A 16758-nucleotide genomic window follows, 5' to 3' on the forward strand; every position below is an offset into this window, starting at 1 on the left:
TTTCAATTTAAATGAAAGGAAATTTTATGAGTCAGGATAAAATTAAAATCAGCGGGGTACAGGGAGACGTTATAGGAGTAAAAGTTTCCGGACAGGGAAATGTTGTCGGTAAAAACATTACTGTATCAGGAACAATTAATATTAATTCGAAAGAACTCGAGAAAGTCCCCGATAAATATGCTGAAGGATTGAAGTCATTTACGGAAAATGTTAACAAAGAATTAACTGCTAATAATGTTGAGCCGGAAAAGATTCAACCGGTACAGGAAAGTATTGAAGAGCTGACAAAGGAAGTTCAGGACATTCCCCCCGCAGAAGAACTGCCGACTACAAAAAAGAAAAAAATAGGGGCAAAACTTGCGGCGGTTGCGGAAGGGCTGTTGAAACTATTGCCTAAAACAGCGCAGACAATCGCAGCGTTTACCCCGTTAGCACCGTTCAGTGAACTGATTGGTGAGGGCGTTGAAGCATTGGTGAAGGGAATACAAAAAGAGGTTTAGTGATGGATGAAGACAAGATTAAAATGAAAGACATTAACGGAGATATCCTCGGGGCAAACATCTCCGGTCAGAGTAATACTGTTAAGAAAGAAGAATATCACGGAACAGTAATTCATCACACATATAATATTTACGGTAGCGATGCGGCATTAAAACATGTTAACGCTTTCCGTACAGATGTAAATCCGGACGAGGCTGCCGGGCTTAACTCAAATAATACTCCGGATGAAAAACAGAAAATAGAAATTAATAATCTCTATGAACGAATAGTAAAACTTGAACAGAGCGGAACAAAGATTGAAAGCATACAAAGCGGTACAGAAAAAATAACCCGCATTGAACTCACGATAAAGAAAGCTGTACTGCTTTCTACCGAGGCGGAACAATTGTGGATTGATCACGTTTCCAAACGGACAGCAGAATCGGGAGGAAATGTTTCGGATCAGAATGAACTGAGAAAGGGATTTGATAATCTCACATACAACCGCAGGCTGCTTGACGCGTATTCGCTTCTTGAACAAGCTAACCAGGAAGATCCCACAAATACGGAAGTTCTTCTTAATATGGCAAAACTGTTAATGGTGCTTACACCGGATGATCCAACAGATGAAGAAAAATTATTATACCGGATTCAGAATCTTTTAACTGAACCTAAAAACGATAATGAAAAATTCAGGCTTGCCCAGGCAAATTTTTTATTAGCAACAACGCGTAAACCTTATAACATATCGTGGCTGCAAAGTTCAAAAAAGATGTTCCAGGATCTTGGCCGGGCAGAATGGGTTTCGCACATTGATACTTTAATGCAGCAGGATAATTCGCAACCTCAGCAGCAGACACAAAGCAATATGCCACAGCAGCAGTTTTCACCGGCGGGCAAATGGTTTGTAAAGATAAATGATTTTGCAGGCAGCACAATGAATATTGAATTGCAGATGAATGGATCATTCAGCGGGGTGCAGCAATCATACGGGTTTAATCTTACCGCAACAGGTAACTGGAGTTTTGATCCTTACTCAAATACTCTTTTCATTCAGGGATGGGTAAACGGGTTTCAACCATTTATGATGCAGGTGTTTATTCAGAATATTTTTCAAAATGGTTTTAACGGGATAGACGGAAGCGGAATAGGATATCAATTCACAAAATCCCAATAAAAATTTATTATTTAAACTATTATTGGTTTTGCGGAATCTTATTGAATGAACAAAACAATAGGAGGTCGCATGTATCGTATAATCAATTCAACACTTACTGTTTTTCTTCTTTCACTTTTTATTTACACATCTGCATTTGCCGGCGGATTTCATATCTCCGTTAAAAAGAGCAATGGGGAAAACTCTGCCTATGCAAAAAATGTTATGCTTGTGGTTCAGCCCTTTGGGTGTCATCAGCCGACGGATGCTGAAGTAAGCGGCACCGCAGAAGGCATTGTAAACGGAACAAGAAAAACAATTGATCTTAAGTTTGTCAGGAATGACAAAGGCGAATCAACACTTACCAAACAATGGCCTGATGAAGGGGTCTGGGTAATTGCCATAAATGCCTCATACAATAATGCAAAAAGCAGTGCGCTTGTTGAGATTGGGACGGACTATAATCTTGTCCGCGCAAAAGATGATGACGGAATAAAAACGTTTCATAAAAAACTTGATAAAGCTGAAGTTGAATCATCGTTGAAAAAACATATTGCATCACTAAAAAAAGTTTAGAACCTTATAAACACAAAATTCCCGGGTTGTCAGATAACACAGCCCGGGTAATTCTTTACTTCTTTTATTTACTATCCCTTCATTGCTTCTCACAATTCAAATTATGTATTTTATACCGGGGACAATTAACCGGTTATAAACAATCTGGAGGAGTTGAGATGGAATCAATCGTTACTCTCTGGCTTCCTATAGTGCTATCCGCTGTTGCTGTATTCCTGGTAAGTTCCGTGCTTCATATGGTATTCACTTATCACAACTCAGATTATAAAACTATTCCGAACGAGGAAAAGATAATGGATGATCTGAGAAAATATAATATCCCCCCGGGCGATTATATGATCCCGTACCAGTCTGCCAACAAAGACAGAAACACTCCCGAGTTCAAAGAGAAACTTAACAAAGGACCTGTAATGGTTACTACAGTTTTTCCAACAGGTCAGATGAGCATGGGATCCAGCCTGGCTCTATGGTTTCTTTATGCCATTATTGTAGGAATGGTTTGTGCATATGTGGTCTGGCATGCACTTATTCCGGGTGATCATTATCAATATGTTTTCAGGTTTGTGGGAATGACTGCATTTGCAGGCTACAGTCTTGCGTTAATGCAGAATAGTATCTGGTACAAAAAGAGCTGGACTGCAACTCTAAAATCAATGTTAGACGGCGTTATTTACGCCCTGCTTACTGCAGGTATATTCGGCTGGCTGTGGCCCGCTGCCGCGCCGATGCAATAAAATCTTTTAAGTTGTCAGTCATATTTAATACTGAGTATGACTGACAATTATTAAAACCACCCATAACATTTTCTCCGGTTAAAATTTTTCCCCATTAAAAACAAAATCCATAACAGCATGATTCACTATATTTGAAGCACTCAAAAAAAATTGGTGGACAAATGAGCTTAATAAAAACTTTTTTCGTATTTATTCTCGCCCTTGTTATCTGGGGCTGCAATCAAAATGAAGGAACAAAAACGAATATGAATAGTGACGATAACTTTAAATTCCTTACAGAACAATTTGCAGATCTTTCAATTCTGCGTTACCAGGTTCCCGGTTTTTATGAACTTACTGCAAAACAAAAAGAACTGGTTTACTACCTGTATGAAGCAGCATTAGCCGGACGCGATATTTATTATGATCAGAATTATAAATACAACTTAAAAGTACGCCGCACGCTTGAAGCTGTTGTAAGCAGTTACAAAGGGGATAAGAATTCAACTGACTTTCAAAATTTTATGGTGTATGTAAAACGTGTTTGGTTCTCTAACGGGATACATCATCATTACTCAACAAGAAAATTTATTCCCGATATACAGCCGCAATATTTTGCAGAACTTTGTACGCAGAGTGATGCATCTTTATTTCCCCTGGAAAATGGTCAGACGGTAGATCAGCTTGTTGTGGAATTAACCCCAATCATCTTTGATCCGAATGTTGACGCAATAAAAACCAATCTTGATTCAAATGTTGATATAGTTAAAATGTCAGCAGGAAATTTTTATGAAGGGTTAACTCAAAAAGAAGTCGAAGATTATTATGAAAAGATAGTTGATAAGAATGACTCCGAGCCGATCTCTTACGGATTAAACTCCAAGCTTATTAAAGAGAACGGACAAATAGTTGATAAGACATACAAAGTTGGCGGAATGTATTCAGCTTCAATTGAAAAAATTGTTTACTGGCTTGAGAAAGCAGTTACTGTTGCGGAGAACGATCTTCAGAAAAGAACTTTTGAAAGGCTGATCGAGTTTTACAAAACCAGTGATCTGAAAAAATTTGATGAGTATAATATTTTATGGGTGCAGGATACTGTTTCTGTAGTTGATGCTGTTAACGGATTCATTGAAGTATATAACGATCCGCTCGGCTACCGCGGCGCGTTTGAATCTGTTGTTTCAATAAAAGATATGGAAGCTACAAAACGTATCGACGCGATAGGAAGACAGGCACAGTGGTTTGAAGATAATTCCACGATAGCGCCGGAACATAAAAAGAAAAATGTTGTCGGCATATCAGCAAAAGTTATTACAGTTGTTGTTGAATCCGGTGACGCATCACCTTCAACGCCGATTGGAATAAATCTTCCTAACGCTAACTGGATACGGAAAGATCACGGCTCAAAATCGGTTAATCTTGGCAACATAGTTTATGCTTATGATAAAGCCGGTTCAGAAGAACTGCTGAAAGAATTTTGTTATTCACAGGAAGAAATTGATCTGGCAAAACAGCATGGTTCATTAGCGGGTAAACTTCATACTGATCTTCACGAAGTTATAGGACATGCTTCGGGGCAAATTAATGCGGGAGTCGGAACACCAAAACAATCATTAAAAAATTATGCTTCGGCAATTGAAGAAGCTCGCGCTGATCTTGTTGCATTGTATTATATAATGGATCCAAAACTGATTGAGATAGGTGTTATGCCGTCACTTGATGTTGCAAAAGCGGAATACAATTCATACCTGCGTAATGGTTTAATGCTTCAGTTGAACAGGATTGAGTTAGGTGATAACATCGAACAGGCACATATGCGCAACCGGCAGACAATATCAAAATGGGTACTTGAAAAAGGCGCCAAGGATAATGTCATCGAAAAGAAAATGCGTGACGGAAAAACTTTTTATGTGATAAATGATTACAACAAACTCCGCACATTGTTCGGAGAAATGTTGAAAGAAGTTCAGCGTATTACATCTGAAGGTGATTTCGCTGCAGCGCAGACATTGATTGAAACTTATGGCGTTAAGATCGATCCCGCTTTGCACAAAGAGGTTCGTGACAGGTATGCAAAACTTAACGTCGCTCCTTACAAAGGATTTATTAATCCTGTTTTAAAACCTGTAATAGAAAATGGAAAAATTGTTGATGTAAAAGTTGAATATCCCGAAGACTTTACTGAGCAGATGTTATTCTATGCAAAGAATCATTCGTTCCTGCCAACGATGAATTAGGGTATTTAATTAAATTTGACACATAAAAATGTCACACTGAGTTAGTCGAAGTGTGACATTTTTTTTACTACCTCTTAAATCTCACCAACCATTTCTTTCCCTCAAAGAAGTTATATGTGCCGTATGATGTTTGCTATGCCACGCATACAAAGCAATATTATTTCTCAGTTTTATGTGAGCCTGTGTTTCCGGATGAATAAACTCTCTTTCAAGTTCTTCTTTTGTTAATGAACGAAGAAGTGTAATTAATCTTTTATGCAGCGCTTCAAGAAATGTTAATGAGTCATCCACACTTAATAATTCATACTCTTTTAATCCCGCCCACTTTGATTGTACGTAAGCTTTTATAGTTGGAGTATCTTCAGTCAACGCCCATTTGAAACGTATGTAACTGTTCAGGTGACTATCGCAAACGTGATGAACAACCTGTTTAACTGTCCATCCATCAGGTCGGTATGGTGTGTTAAGCTGCTGTTCGGTTAATCCTTTAACCGCGGCTTTTAATTTTGCCGGCAGCGTTTCAATATCATCAAGATGCTGTTGTAATGTTTTGTCGTCAACAGATTCGGGCCAGGCAAATTTGCCGATGGGGTATTTAAGTTTTTCCAACGCGTCTGTATTCATTCTCATTCCTTACTTATTAAAATGATTTTTGTTATGAATATATTTTATCATAATTCAAATGCAAAGCCAATACTAAATGCGTCATCATCCATTTCTTTAATTGAAAAGTGAGGAAGGTTAACATTCTCTTCATTTATTGGTTCCCAATCAGACTTACAATAGTTAAATTTTATTGTCATTTTATTTGAGGAATCAAATAACAAATGCAACGGAGCGTTCAACCCAATGCCATACCTGTTAACCGGGTATTGCGGCGGAAGCGGATGAACTCCGGGGTCACGCAGATATTTTTCACTTTCGCGACCAAAACTTATTTCAAGTATTTCATAAAGTGAAAGTTCTACTGCATAATTGGGGTAATAATACCGGAAGTCATAATCTCTACCGGAGTAAACTAAGTCAATCGCTGCCAGTAACTGTATCGGATGAATTTTTTCTGTGCCAGAGAATGACGGAATGAACCGGTAACTAATCCCCGCTCTGATGTTTTGATTAAGAAAGTATTCCTTATCAGTCGGGTCTAATTTGATTTTTGAATTAAGAAAATTTTTAATGTAGAGTCCTATTTTAAAATTATCCTGATCAGAAATTTTCATGTTTGCCGGGAGTTGATATAAAACACCGAGACTCAAATCAATAGCTGAGCCTTCTTCAGATATAAACCAATCACCAATAGACAATTGAGGAACAGCGTGAAAGTGATAATATCCGGCAGTTAATCCAACTGAAAGTGAATTAAAAAATTGATAAGCATAACTAAGATTAAAAATATTCTCCTGCGTCTCGCGGAAATAAATGTAATAAAAAGTCTGTGCTGAAAAACCAACGGTTCCAAGATTTTCGGGCAACGGTGTAACTACTGCATAATCGTAAGGACGGGTTCCGTCTACAAAGGGGGCAAGTCCAATTCCATTCGAAAATAAAAGTTCGTAAGAATTAGAATTGGCAATCCCCGCAGGATTATAATATAGCGCCTCAGCCCCTTCTGCTATGCCCGTATATGTATTGCCTAAACGGATTGTTCTTGCATAATGAGATGTGCTGTATTCTGTGAAAGCGCCCTGAGCAGATAAATATTCTGTTAAGAAAAAAATGATAAGGACAAATAAGAAATAAATGTTTTTCATAATGACCCCTTGAATATTTTATTAATTGATTTTCAATTCCCAAATGTCAGATACAGTCCCGCCATATTTCGCTTATCAATTATAACATACCTGAATTGCAGCCCTATGTTTATTGCGCCGAGATTACTTTTTAATCCAACTCCCGGGGAAACATAAAATTTTGAAACTGTCGCAGCTTCATTTTTATTTACGGGATTAGGGTTATACAGATCATTTGCGGATGATAATGTCCCTTCACCAATACTTACTGAGGGTTCGATAATTATATAATCGGTTTTGAATCTGAATCCTACTTCAGGACCCCAGTAAAACATTGAACCATACCCGTCATCTTTATAATATGCTTTTGAGCCAAGATGTATTACAGCAATGCCACCAAGAGTTATCCAATCATTAACCGAAACATTTACGCGCGCACCAAAGCCGACAAACCTGTCATAATTAAATCCTTTCCCGAATAAAAACTCTGCGGATAAAATATCCCAGATACTTTTCTGCGGAATTTCCTGAGGCGGTAAAACAAGAATTGATTTATTCTCAGCCAGTGAATCATAAACTTCTGAAGATGAAATAAAATTTATCTCATCCCATTGTACTTCCCTGTTGCCAAGTTCTTCATTGTATATGATGAATGATTCTTTATTGCCCGAAATTATTTCACCCCTGATCTTAGCGCCTGATTTTAATCTGACAACGGTTGTATCACCGCATTCGCCATAAACATCCGTTTGGATAAGAATAGTGTATAAAAAAATAATTAGTGCTGACAGAAAAATTTTCTTAAAAGAAATAAGATTCATAAATCACCCGGTGATAAAAGTATTGGAGAAATATATCTGATGCTAAATGTGGAAGACCGCAGTATATGAACAGTACCCGGATCAATATCAAATTTTACGAAGCCCAAACTCAACACCCCTAAAATTATTGCCTGTAACTTAATGCTAATAAAAAAAGCAGTCAATCAATTAATTGATTAGTGAGTTTATACAAGCGCCAGGCGGGGGATGATTTTAGTTTTGCATTTATAATATCTAACAGTTGCTTAATTCCTGTTGATAGTAGTATTTTATCAAAACCGGATAAGAGAAAAAAAATCCGGATTCACCTCTGTTGCGGATTCAAATAATATCTAAATAAAAATCATTAAGTGAATTGATGGAAAACAAAGGACTCCTTTTCATTCCTGATATAAGCGGGTTTACAAAGTTTGTAAACCAAACAGACATTGAACACAGCCGGATGATCATACAGGAACTGCTTGAGTTATTAATAAACACGAACAAGATTGGTCTCGAAATTTCTGAAATTGAGGGTGATGCGATTTTATTTTACAAATTTGGTGAAGCCCCCAAGCTTGAAGAAATCTATAAACAGGTTGAAGCAATGTTCCGGGAATTTCATAGACATCTGCTTAGGTATGATCAGCATAAATACTGTCAGTGTAATGCATGTCTTTCAATGGTTGGACTTTCACTTAAAGTGATTACTCATTACGGTGAGTTCACAGGATATAACGTAAAACAGTTCAGTAAGCTTATCGGAAAGGATGTTATAGTCGCGCACCAGCTATTAAAAAATGATATTGATCAGCATGAATACTGGCTTGTCACTCAAAACCTGGTTTATAAAACTCCGCCAGCAGGATTTACCGACTGGATGAAATGGAACATCGGGGCAAAGCAAACTGATTCAGGAGAAATACCTTTTCATTATACACAATTAAGTGAACTTAGAAATGAAATAACTCCCGAAGCAGCGCCTGAATACGGGCTTACTGAAAAAACAAAAGCACTTTCATTCATCAAAGAGTATGATACAGACATCATAACACTTTTTCATGCGGCAGGTGATTTTAATTACAGGAACAAATGGTTCGTCGGTGTAAAATCTGTTGAAGTGCCGAATCAACATTTACCAAGACTCGGAATGAAATGCAAATGTATTATGGATAACGAGCAGGAAGTTTTTTATTCAAGCGGCTACACTTATGGCGAAGATAGAATAGAGTTTAATGAAACAGATGAAGGGAAAATGTTTTCTGTTCAATACACTCTTGAGAAAATAAATGTCAGAAGAACAAAACTGACAATTGATGTTTTTATAAAAAAGGGTCTTTTGAACAAAATTTTTTTTGGTGTTTTAAAAAAGAAAAAAACCGAAGCCACCTTCAACCAATCACTGGAAAACCTGTCTGGCTTTGTGAAAGAGTTAAAGGTTCCATCAGCATTAAGCTGAAAAGTTTTATTGCTTAAAAGCCATGAATCCCGACGCAACCTCTTCCCGTGATAAGTTCCCTCTCATTAAAATATCATCACTTAAGTTTTCAAGTTTTTTGTAGAACAATATTCCGGAAGCTAGAATATCCGGATAGTTTAATTCTTTGAGTCTGAACAATTCATTTTCAGCCTTATCATATCTTCCGGCAATATCATAAACCCTGAATAGTTCAAACCTGGTTTCATGAGTTAATTCGTTATTAATGATTTTTGCAAGCTCTTCAACATCATCAAAATAAATGCTCATATCCATTTCTGTATTTTCGTTGTTAAGAATTCCATAAATGAACAAGCTGAGAATTTTGTGATAATCCTGTTCCTGATTTGAATTCTTTTTGCTCAGGCTGTTCAGCTCCGCTTTTTCTTTCAATAACTTTGCGGTAAAAAGACTTTTTACCGCGGCTGCTTGTTTGTCTTTATTAATATTCAGCAGAGTAATAATATCCTGTGATGACAAAGACTCGATCAATAATGAGTTAAGCCCGACGATATTATTGAAAGCATTCTCCAGGTCAGTCTCAGCATCAGCAAGATTACCGGCTTTTTTGTTGAAAACTATTTTTGCGAGTACCTGAACAAGTTGTTCAATAAGCCGCATTATATAATCGTTGCGTATCATTTCAGTTTTAAATCTTTAATAATTGATTGAGTGGGATTAATCCCCCCTCAGAGCCGAATCGAATTGTATTACTGAACAGTTTCAACAGTTTATTCTCAAGGCCTGTCAACTTTTATTTTATAAACATCAGTACTTAAATACTTCAAACCGGAATCAACCATAAGTGTAACTACTGTTGATTCGGGACCAAGTTGTTCTGCGACTTTTATTGCTGCGACAACATTCGCGCCTGAAGATGTGCCCGCAAACAAACCTTCTTCTCTCGCCAAACGTCTTGCCATTTCTTTTGCGTCTTCTGTTTTAACAGGAATAATTTCATCGACCAAATCGGGTTTCCATAACGGCGGGGTATAACCAATTCCCACCCCTTCAATTTTATGCGGACCGGGTTGACCACCCGAAAGAACAGGCGATTCACCAGGTTCAACAACAACTGTTTTTATTTTTGAATTGTACTGTTTAAGAATTGTTGCAACACCCCGCGATGATGCCGCAGTTCCCGCACTTTGAACAAACGCATTAACCTTTCCGTTTGTTTGCTGCCAGATCTCTTCAGCTAAAGGAAAGTATCCGCTTATGCTGTCTTCATTGTATAGTTGATTTGTCCAGTATGTGTTGGGTTGTTTGCTGACTTCTTTTGCGGCTTCTATCATATCAAGAATTAATTTTTTTGTAGTAAGTCCGCCTTCACTTGGTACCATTGTAAGCTCAGCGCCGAATGCTTTCATCTGGTTAAGTTTATCCTGGCTGAATGCGTCAGAAGTAATGATATTAAGTTTGTACCCTTTCGCAACGCAGACCAGTGCAAGTGATATCCCGGTACTCCCGCCGGTATATTCGACAATTGCATAACCGGGTTTTAAACGACCGTCTTCTTCAGCGCGCTGTATCATAGCCTGCGCAGCACGGTCTTTCATACTGCCGGTTGGATTTTCCCATTCAAGTTTAACAAAAATTTTTGCAGATCCCTTCGGAACAACTTTGTTAAGCTGCACAAGTGATGTATTGCCGATTGTGTGAAGGATGTTTGAATTTGTATTCATTAGTGTCAATTTAAACTGTGAATAATTTACGGTGCATAGAAAAGAACAAACTTATTCAAGGTGCTGTCATAAAAATAAGTATCGGGATTTGACATAGACAATGTGTTAATAAATTTTCCTTTATAGTTCAGGATATATTCTTTATATCGAATTAACTCTGCAACTATTTCAATTTCTTTCAAGCCTTCATTTTCAAGTTCAATCCTTCTAAAATTAAGCGGCATAAAAATACTTTCTTCAATCCTCGATTTTTCCCAGAGGTAAGATTCCATTCTAATTTTGTATCCAATGTATAAAAGCGAATAAGGAAACAGTTTTAGATAATTGGAATCGCTGCCCCAGCTATTTTCATCGTTGCCCCGTTCATTCAGTACAAAACAGGAATCATGATGAACCATTATCCCCTTAGAAAATATTTTCGATTCTACTACACAACCGTTGCTAGTCAAGTAGATAAAGTTTGTGAGAGAATCAGACAAAGCATCACCCGTTACATCTTCAATTATAATTTCTGTAAATCGAAAATCCTGTAGTTGTTTGTCAATAAAATTTTGAAAGTCCTGTAAGTTAATATAGAAATCGCTTGATATGTTGATTTTAACAGGAGCCCCCTCAATCCATACAGTTGCTGTTGAGTCTGAGGCGAAGATAGAAATAAAAGCAAATAAGACGATCAGGAAAGTTTTCATATTTGTTTTCTTTTTATAATCTTGAAGAACTTGTTTCTATTTTCTTTTGACTTAAACATAATGATAACATTCAACACCAAGTAAAGTAAATAAGAACCAGTGATTCCGTAAAGAATGAAGTAGAAGAAGATCTTATATTCAATCGAATAATTTTCATAATCAGGTAATTCCATAAAACCATGCGGATTTTCCGGATTGAAAATCACGATGATATTATCATAATATTTTTTGCATTTTCTTAATTCACCACATTTGCCCTCCTTAATTACATGAACATTATTAAGCGTAACAAATTCAAGAGAATAAAACCATGCTCCAAATTTCTTTTTATAGCTCACTGATGGATTAGTCGTGATTCCATTTTCTTTAATGTCTAAATATTGTTTAAAATCAAAATAAAATTGAATAGAGGCGAGTGAGTAAAAAATTAAAAAACTCACGATAAGAACCTTGAGATTATTTTGCAGCATCATACTAGTTTAGATTTTATTCTGAGAAAAATAAAAGAGTGATTTTATAAATAGACATATAAAAACTCCCGGAAAAATTTTACTAAAACTTCGCCGGGAGAATTCAGTTTGAAAATTATTTCATTAGAATAAGTTTCCTTACAGCAGAAAATTTCTTTGTATTTCCCACGGCATTTAAGCGATAGAAATATACTCCGCTTGCTAGACTGCTTCCATCAAAAACAATATTGTATGTACCTGCTTTTTGATACTCGTTTTTGATAACAAAAACTTCTTTACCAAGTATATCAAAAACTCTCAGGTCAACGAATGCATCTTCAGGAATAAGATATGCAATGGTTGTTGACGGATTAAAAGGATTCGGGTAATTCTGAAGTAATGAATAATCATCAGGTAAAGCGTCAAAGTAGACTTCAACAATTTCAGAAAAATCATAACTGCCATCGAAATCAATCTGCTTCAGCCGGTAATAAATTTTTCCTTTATAGTTTAACTCAGAAAGATCGTCAACGTACGAATACCGCCTGGTTTCTGTTGAACTACCGTATCCGGATATCTGCGCGATTGTTGTCCATTCAGCTTCTCCGAATTTTCTTTGAATTTCAAAACCAAGATTGTTTGTTTCACTTGCTGTTTCCCAGACAAGCTCAACAGTTTTACCTGTTAATGTAGCAGAGAAGGATACGAGCTCAACAGGGATCTGAGCGACAAATGTTGTGAACGGACTTAGTACGCCATACTTAATGCTCAGCCAGATGATCTGATTTTTTAATGCAATTGCCTGAGGAGTGTTCGGGTTAAGACTATAGTATGTCACAAGTAAGTTTTCAATTTTTTTCTTAGCCCACACTTTTGGAATGAACTGATAGTCAGCAATAGATGTATCAACAAGTTCAAGCTGGTAATTGTATTGAACCGGCTGACCATATCTTGTTCCGCTGAAAGTTAGTGATACAGGGGGAGCTTCATCATATCTGCCGGCAGCAAGCATTTGCTGACCGATATACAGGTTCGGCATCGGATCAGGATAAACTTCATAAAGAACGTTTGGAGTGAAAACCATTTGTGTGTTCAACAAAACAGGATTCCTGATTTTCAAATAGAACTCTGTTATTCTTGATTCCAGTTGATCATTCCCGAGAAACTCAGCAAGCCCGTTATTGTTGGCAGCAAGCAATGTCAGCAGTTGAACATTAACATCGCTGCCGATGCCGAATGTATTAAGCATGATAGTAGCTTCCAACTGTGTAACCAATGAATCAACATAATTGAGAATCTGCTGAGTGTTTGTTAAACCTGTTGTTGGCTGACCGTCAGTTAAAAAGATAATGATATTCGCTGTACTGTCATTAGATGTTACAAATTGTGGAAGAGCAGTACCGAACGCGCCTGAAATATTTGTGTTTCCGCTTGCAACGAACCCGGAAATATAACTCAATGCCGCCACCTCATTTTCAGGTGTATAATCAATATGTGATGGTCTGAATGATGAAACAGTGGTTGCAAAATCAATTATGTTAAATTTATCTCCCGTATTTAAATGCTGAACGATAAACGACGCAGCATTTTTTGCCTGGACAATTTTTGTCCCCGACATACTTCCCGAGCGATCAACTATGAGAGTAAACACTTTATTAATAACCTGTGCGGATGGTTCGGGCTCAACAATAAAAATAAAATATCCTCCTGAAATTGTATCCGCTATGCTTGCAGAGTCATCGAGGAAAGTACTGAACGAATAAAGACCAAGTTCACTAAGACTTAAGCTGTAAACAATTTTATAATTTGAATCAGCAACTGCCTGTGAAAGATTAATGTGAACTTCAGCAGTATCACCATTATTCGATATTACCGAAGATGGATGACTCGTACATTTTATGGAGTCTATTGTTCTTTCAGATATCAGAACAAAATCCAATTTCTGTTCCATCACCGGTTGAGTTTGAATTAAAGTGTACCTGTTGGGATAATTGAATATAACATTACCGAAAGAATAAGGAAGCAGCTGCACATAACTCAATTCAACTATCAATGTGGAATCAGCAAGAAGTTGTTCCGGGATAGAAAAATATAACGGCGTGGCACCAAGATATTGTAAAAGTGAAGCGTGAGGTTGCGGACCGGAACCTCCACCTCCGGTGGTATCATTACCGGTCGGGGCTATCAGTGCTTCGTGCCAGATACCATTAATCTTCCACCGCAAATTTGTTCCGCTGGCGCCGTCAGGAAGAGGAAAGGCATATTGAACTGTTGTATCCATCTCAAGATTATTAAAAAATTCCTGAGTGGTTGTAACAATTGAAACCTGGTTTTCAACATATACAGAAACATGAGTGTTAACCAATTGTAAATATAGCGGCTGACTTTTGTTTACTATACCCACACCATTAGAAAAGAGAGTTGACCCAAATAAAAAAAGAAATGAGATGACAAATAATTTTTTCATGATAACCCCGCTGATGATTAAATGAACACTGCAAATAAAATTGAATTTTCTTTATTCATTAGCAAGATGAAAGCAGAATTAATTTTTGTGCTTGCGACAGAGAGTTGTCAATTATTAATTATTGCCCATTGCTAAAGCTTTAAGATTAAGCAGATTATTTTTGCAATATCTTAACCAGCTCGCTTATCCTTGCAAGATGATGATCATCGTGCTCAGCGACAAATAAAAATAAGTCCATTGTGCGCATTGGTGTTTTTAATCTTGGATGAAGCGCGGAACGGAACACAAGTTCATCGTCAATGCCTTCAAGCATTAATAATGTTTCCTGCCTTATGTTTCTGAAATCGTTTAATAGTTTATCAGCATGAACTTCATTGTGATTTGCGTTATGTGTTTTTGTATTCTGAAGCTCTGCTGCAGATAATTCCTGTTTACCCGCTTTAAGTTCTTCGAGCCTTACCTGCCACAATGGTTCAAGATCAGTAAGATGCCCGATATTTTCTTTTATTGTCCAGCTTCCATTAACTTTTGTTGTAAGAATTTCCGGGGGAATAGATTTGAGTTTTTCTTCAAGTCTAACCGGCGTTCCCCAAAGACGTTCGACAATAGAAGGAAAAATATTTTGTGTTGAAGTGAAATTAAATTTTCTCTCGAACCATTTGGTTTGTTGCATTTAATATTTTCCTAAAAATTGATCTATTAAGAAGACTAATCATATAGTATCAAATAGTCTTCTGCTACTAATCTAAAATCGATAATGTAAATATTATTTTTGTCCAATTTAACATCATCTAGTACTGCCGTTTTATATCCAATATACTTTGCACATATATTATACGTTCCAGGAGAAATATTCAAGATTACATAATTACCCAAAAGATCAGTTGCACCACCAAATTCGGATTCTTCTAAGATTATGTACGCCCCAATTAGCGGATCATTACTTACCTTATCCAAAACGCGTCCTACTACTATGGCTTTGTCAACATTATATTTGCCATTATAATAACCCTCATATACTCGAATCGCAGTAGAAGATGAACCGCAGTGAATAGAAATCATTGATAAAATTAGAACCGCAATAGTTAAGTTAATTTTTCTTTCGAACCATTTGATTTGGTGCATAATAATTTGCCAATAATATGATTGCTGAAATTATAATTTATATGAAAGCTTGAAACAATATTAATCTAAAAAATAGTGACCTTGAATAAGTTGAAAATCTATGATGTACATTTTATTACTATCCAATTTAACTCCGTTTATACGGGTGTCCTCGTATCCAATATTTTTAGCAACTATATCATAAACTCCGGGAGGGATATTTAGTATTACATAATTGCCTTTTTCATCTACTGAACCGCTAAATGAATATCCACCAACGGTGACAACTCCTCCAACCAGAGGGCTTTTATCTTCTTGATCAATAACTCGTCCAACCACGACAGCGTAGTTATTGCTGTTTGTACCCCGATACGGACCTTCATAAATGCGTGTCACGGAAGAAGGTGAACTACAGTGAATGGAAATTATTGATAAAATCAGAACGGCAATAGCGAAGTTAATTTTTTTTTCGAACAATTTGGTTTGGTGCATAATACATTCTCCGCGATACTTCAGAATAATTTAATTGGCGATGCTCCAGCTAAATCCGATTCCGAGTTTAATAATAGATTTTAAATTTGTCTCGGTTCTTAATGAGTAATCATTTTTATAACTGGGGGTATATCCTATTTGTGATTCAGATATTGGTATTGAATAGAGCAATTCCAAAACTATCATCTCGCATATATCAACACCGACACCTGCTCCAAGCAAGCTGATTCCTTTCGATGTGGCTCCGCCGGTGTTGGAACTGTAATCATTGTTGGCATGATAATTAAAAAACGCAATTAAGTTAGCGAACTTATAAATTTTATACTTTGAAAATATTCCGGCTTCATAGCCAGTATAATCATCAGCAAATAAAAACCCCGGTTTAAATTCCAGCATTAACTCGTTCGTAATTCCAACATCAAATTTCAGATATAAACTGGTTGGAGCAAAAGCCCCAAACGCTGAGGAATAGTTTGACACAGAAAGGTTGGTTGTTCTGTTTATCACATCGGTGTTTGTAAAGTACTGAAATGATTCGAGTTGAAATCCTAATTTCAGATTTTGAGCAGAAGTTGAACTAAGAGGTATAATTAAAATAAGTATTACTGCATTTTTCCAATCAACATTTTTCATTGTTCTTTCCTAACTAGTGATTGCAGACTTGCCTTTGTGAAGTTTTAGTTATCTGTGGGGGCAAAAT

General features: G+C 36.8%; 18 protein-coding genes. 6 read left to right on the forward strand and 12 right to left on the reverse strand.

The features are described 5' to 3' along the window. Positions 1-26: 26 nt before the first annotated feature. From IPM56_17840 to IPM56_17860, 5 genes are all read left to right on the forward strand, one after another. Positions 27-500 carry a hypothetical protein gene (locus IPM56_17840; protein QQS36075.1) on the forward strand — a complete coding sequence of 158 codons (474 nt, stop codon included), beginning with the start codon at positions 27-29 and terminating at the stop codon, positions 498-500. A 2-nt stretch (positions 501-502) separates the two neighbouring features. Beyond that, positions 503-1657: a tetratricopeptide repeat protein gene (locus IPM56_17845; protein ID QQS36076.1), complete on the forward strand. Its 1155-nt coding sequence runs from the start codon at positions 503-505 to the stop codon at positions 1655-1657. A gap of 69 nt (positions 1658-1726) precedes the next feature. Further along, positions 1727-2212 (forward strand): hypothetical protein, encoded by a 486-nt coding sequence (locus IPM56_17850; protein QQS36077.1) that lies wholly within the window; start codon positions 1727-1729, stop codon positions 2210-2212. Positions 2213-2370: 158 nt separating this feature from the next. Then, positions 2371-2946, forward strand: coding sequence for a hypothetical protein (locus IPM56_17855; protein ID QQS36078.1), 576 nt, complete (start codon positions 2371-2373; stop codon positions 2944-2946). A 161-nt stretch (positions 2947-3107) separates the two neighbouring features. Further along, a complete protein-coding gene (locus IPM56_17860; GenBank protein QQS36079.1) occupies positions 3108-5165 on the forward strand; it encodes a dihydrofolate reductase in 2058 nt (685 codons plus the stop codon). Positions 5166-5246: 81 nt separating this feature from the next. Here the strand turns inward: IPM56_17860 and IPM56_17865 are convergent, their stop codons facing one another. The 3 genes from IPM56_17865 to IPM56_17875 all read right to left on the reverse strand — a co-directional run bounded on the left by IPM56_17865 (position 5247) and on the right by IPM56_17875 (position 7716). Continuing rightward, positions 5247-5774 carry a putative metal-dependent hydrolase gene (locus IPM56_17865; GenBank protein QQS38350.1) on the reverse strand — a complete coding sequence of 176 codons (528 nt, stop codon included), beginning with the start codon at positions 5772-5774 and terminating at the stop codon, positions 5247-5249. A 62-nt stretch (positions 5775-5836) separates the two neighbouring features. Further along, positions 5837-6916, reverse strand: coding sequence for a hypothetical protein (locus IPM56_17870; protein ID QQS36080.1), 1080 nt, complete (start codon positions 6914-6916; stop codon positions 5837-5839). A gap of 32 nt (positions 6917-6948) precedes the next feature. Then, positions 6949-7716: a hypothetical protein gene (locus IPM56_17875; protein QQS36081.1), complete on the reverse strand. Its 768-nt coding sequence runs from the start codon at positions 7714-7716 to the stop codon at positions 6949-6951. A 358-nt stretch (positions 7717-8074) separates the two neighbouring features. On the opposite strand from IPM56_17875, the gene IPM56_17880 reads away from it, so the two are divergent. Beyond that, a complete protein-coding gene (locus tag IPM56_17880; protein ID QQS36082.1) occupies positions 8075-9154 on the forward strand; it encodes a DUF2652 domain-containing protein in 1080 nt (359 codons plus the stop codon). A 6-nt stretch (positions 9155-9160) separates the two neighbouring features. Here IPM56_17880 and IPM56_17885 read toward each other — a convergent pair whose 3' ends face one another. The 9 genes from IPM56_17885 to IPM56_17925 all read right to left on the reverse strand — a co-directional run bounded on the left by IPM56_17885 (position 9161) and on the right by IPM56_17925 (position 16691). Continuing rightward, positions 9161-9814, reverse strand: coding sequence for a hypothetical protein (locus tag IPM56_17885; GenBank protein ID QQS36083.1), 654 nt, complete (start codon positions 9812-9814; stop codon positions 9161-9163). A 95-nt stretch (positions 9815-9909) separates the two neighbouring features. Beyond that, positions 9910-10857 carry a cysteine synthase family protein gene (locus IPM56_17890; GenBank protein ID QQS36084.1) on the reverse strand — a complete coding sequence of 316 codons (948 nt, stop codon included), beginning with the start codon at positions 10855-10857 and terminating at the stop codon, positions 9910-9912. Between the two features lie 26 nt (positions 10858-10883). After that, the gene (locus IPM56_17895; protein ID QQS36085.1) at positions 10884-11546 is read right to left on the reverse strand and encodes a hypothetical protein; all 663 of its coding nucleotides are present in this window, start codon (positions 11544-11546) and stop codon (positions 10884-10886) included. Beyond that, positions 11543-11986 (reverse strand): hypothetical protein, encoded by a 444-nt coding sequence (locus tag IPM56_17900; GenBank protein QQS36086.1) that lies wholly within the window; start codon positions 11984-11986, stop codon positions 11543-11545. The genes IPM56_17895 and IPM56_17900 overlap by 4 nt, the downstream gene beginning before the upstream one ends. 145 nt (positions 11987-12131) lie before the next feature. Then, a complete protein-coding gene (locus IPM56_17905) occupies positions 12132-14462 on the reverse strand; it encodes a VWA domain-containing protein (protein QQS36087.1) in 2331 nt (776 codons plus the stop codon). Positions 14463-14616: 154 nt separating this feature from the next. After that, the gene (locus IPM56_17910; GenBank protein ID QQS36088.1) at positions 14617-15135 is read right to left on the reverse strand and encodes a DinB family protein; all 519 of its coding nucleotides are present in this window, start codon (positions 15133-15135) and stop codon (positions 14617-14619) included. Between the two features lie 35 nt (positions 15136-15170). After that, positions 15171-15587 (reverse strand): carboxypeptidase-like regulatory domain-containing protein, encoded by a 417-nt coding sequence (locus IPM56_17915; protein QQS36089.1) that lies wholly within the window; start codon positions 15585-15587, stop codon positions 15171-15173. Between the two features lie 60 nt (positions 15588-15647). After that, positions 15648-16058 (reverse strand): carboxypeptidase regulatory-like domain-containing protein, encoded by a 411-nt coding sequence (locus IPM56_17920; GenBank protein QQS36090.1) that lies wholly within the window; start codon positions 16056-16058, stop codon positions 15648-15650. 30 nt (positions 16059-16088) lie between these two features. Then, on the reverse strand, positions 16089-16691 hold the full coding sequence (locus tag IPM56_17925) for a hypothetical protein (GenBank protein ID QQS36091.1): 603 nt from the start codon (positions 16689-16691) through the stop codon (positions 16089-16091). Positions 16692-16758: the final 67 nt, after the last annotated feature.

The sequence above is a fragment of the Ignavibacteriales bacterium genome, assembly GCA_016700155.1.
Lineage (GTDB): Bacteria > Bacteroidota > Ignavibacteria > Ignavibacteriales > Ignavibacteriaceae.

Bases quoted from the DNA above. Each gene is read 5' to 3' on its own strand.
- IPM56_17840 (QQS36075.1), top strand. From the start codon at position 27: ATGAGTCAGGATAAAATTAAAATCAGCGGGGTACAGGGAGACGTTATA.
- IPM56_17845 (QQS36076.1), top strand. From the start codon at position 503: ATGGATGAAGACAAGATTAAAATGAAAGACATTAACGGAGATATCCTC.
- IPM56_17850 (QQS36077.1), top strand. From the start codon at position 1,727: ATGTATCGTATAATCAATTCAACACTTACTGTTTTTCTTCTTTCACTT.
- IPM56_17855 (QQS36078.1), top strand. From the start codon at position 2,371: ATGGAATCAATCGTTACTCTCTGGCTTCCTATAGTGCTATCCGCTGTT.
- IPM56_17860 (QQS36079.1), top strand. From the start codon at position 3,108: ATGAGCTTAATAAAAACTTTTTTCGTATTTATTCTCGCCCTTGTTATC.
- IPM56_17870 (QQS36080.1), bottom strand. From the start codon at position 6,916: ATGAAAAACATTTATTTCTTATTTGTCCTTATCATTTTTTTCTTAACA.
- IPM56_17875 (QQS36081.1), bottom strand. From the start codon at position 7,716: ATGAATCTTATTTCTTTTAAGAAAATTTTTCTGTCAGCACTAATTATT.
- IPM56_17880 (QQS36082.1), top strand. From the start codon at position 8,075: ATGGAAAACAAAGGACTCCTTTTCATTCCTGATATAAGCGGGTTTACA.
- IPM56_17885 (QQS36083.1), bottom strand. From the start codon at position 9,814: ATGATACGCAACGATTATATAATGCGGCTTATTGAACAACTTGTTCAG.
- IPM56_17890 (QQS36084.1), bottom strand. From the start codon at position 10,857: ATGAATACAAATTCAAACATCCTTCACACAATCGGCAATACATCACTT.
- IPM56_17895 (QQS36085.1), bottom strand. From the start codon at position 11,546: ATGAAAACTTTCCTGATCGTCTTATTTGCTTTTATTTCTATCTTCGCC.
- IPM56_17905 (QQS36087.1), bottom strand. From the start codon at position 14,462: ATGAAAAAATTATTTGTCATCTCATTTCTTTTTTTATTTGGGTCAACT.
- IPM56_17910 (QQS36088.1), bottom strand. From the start codon at position 15,135: ATGCAACAAACCAAATGGTTCGAGAGAAAATTTAATTTCACTTCAACA.
- IPM56_17915 (QQS36089.1), bottom strand. From the start codon at position 15,587: ATGCACCAAATCAAATGGTTCGAAAGAAAAATTAACTTAACTATTGCG.
- IPM56_17920 (QQS36090.1), bottom strand. From the start codon at position 16,058: ATGCACCAAACCAAATTGTTCGAAAAAAAAATTAACTTCGCTATTGCC.
- IPM56_17925 (QQS36091.1), bottom strand. From the start codon at position 16,691: ATGAAAAATGTTGATTGGAAAAATGCAGTAATACTTATTTTAATTATA.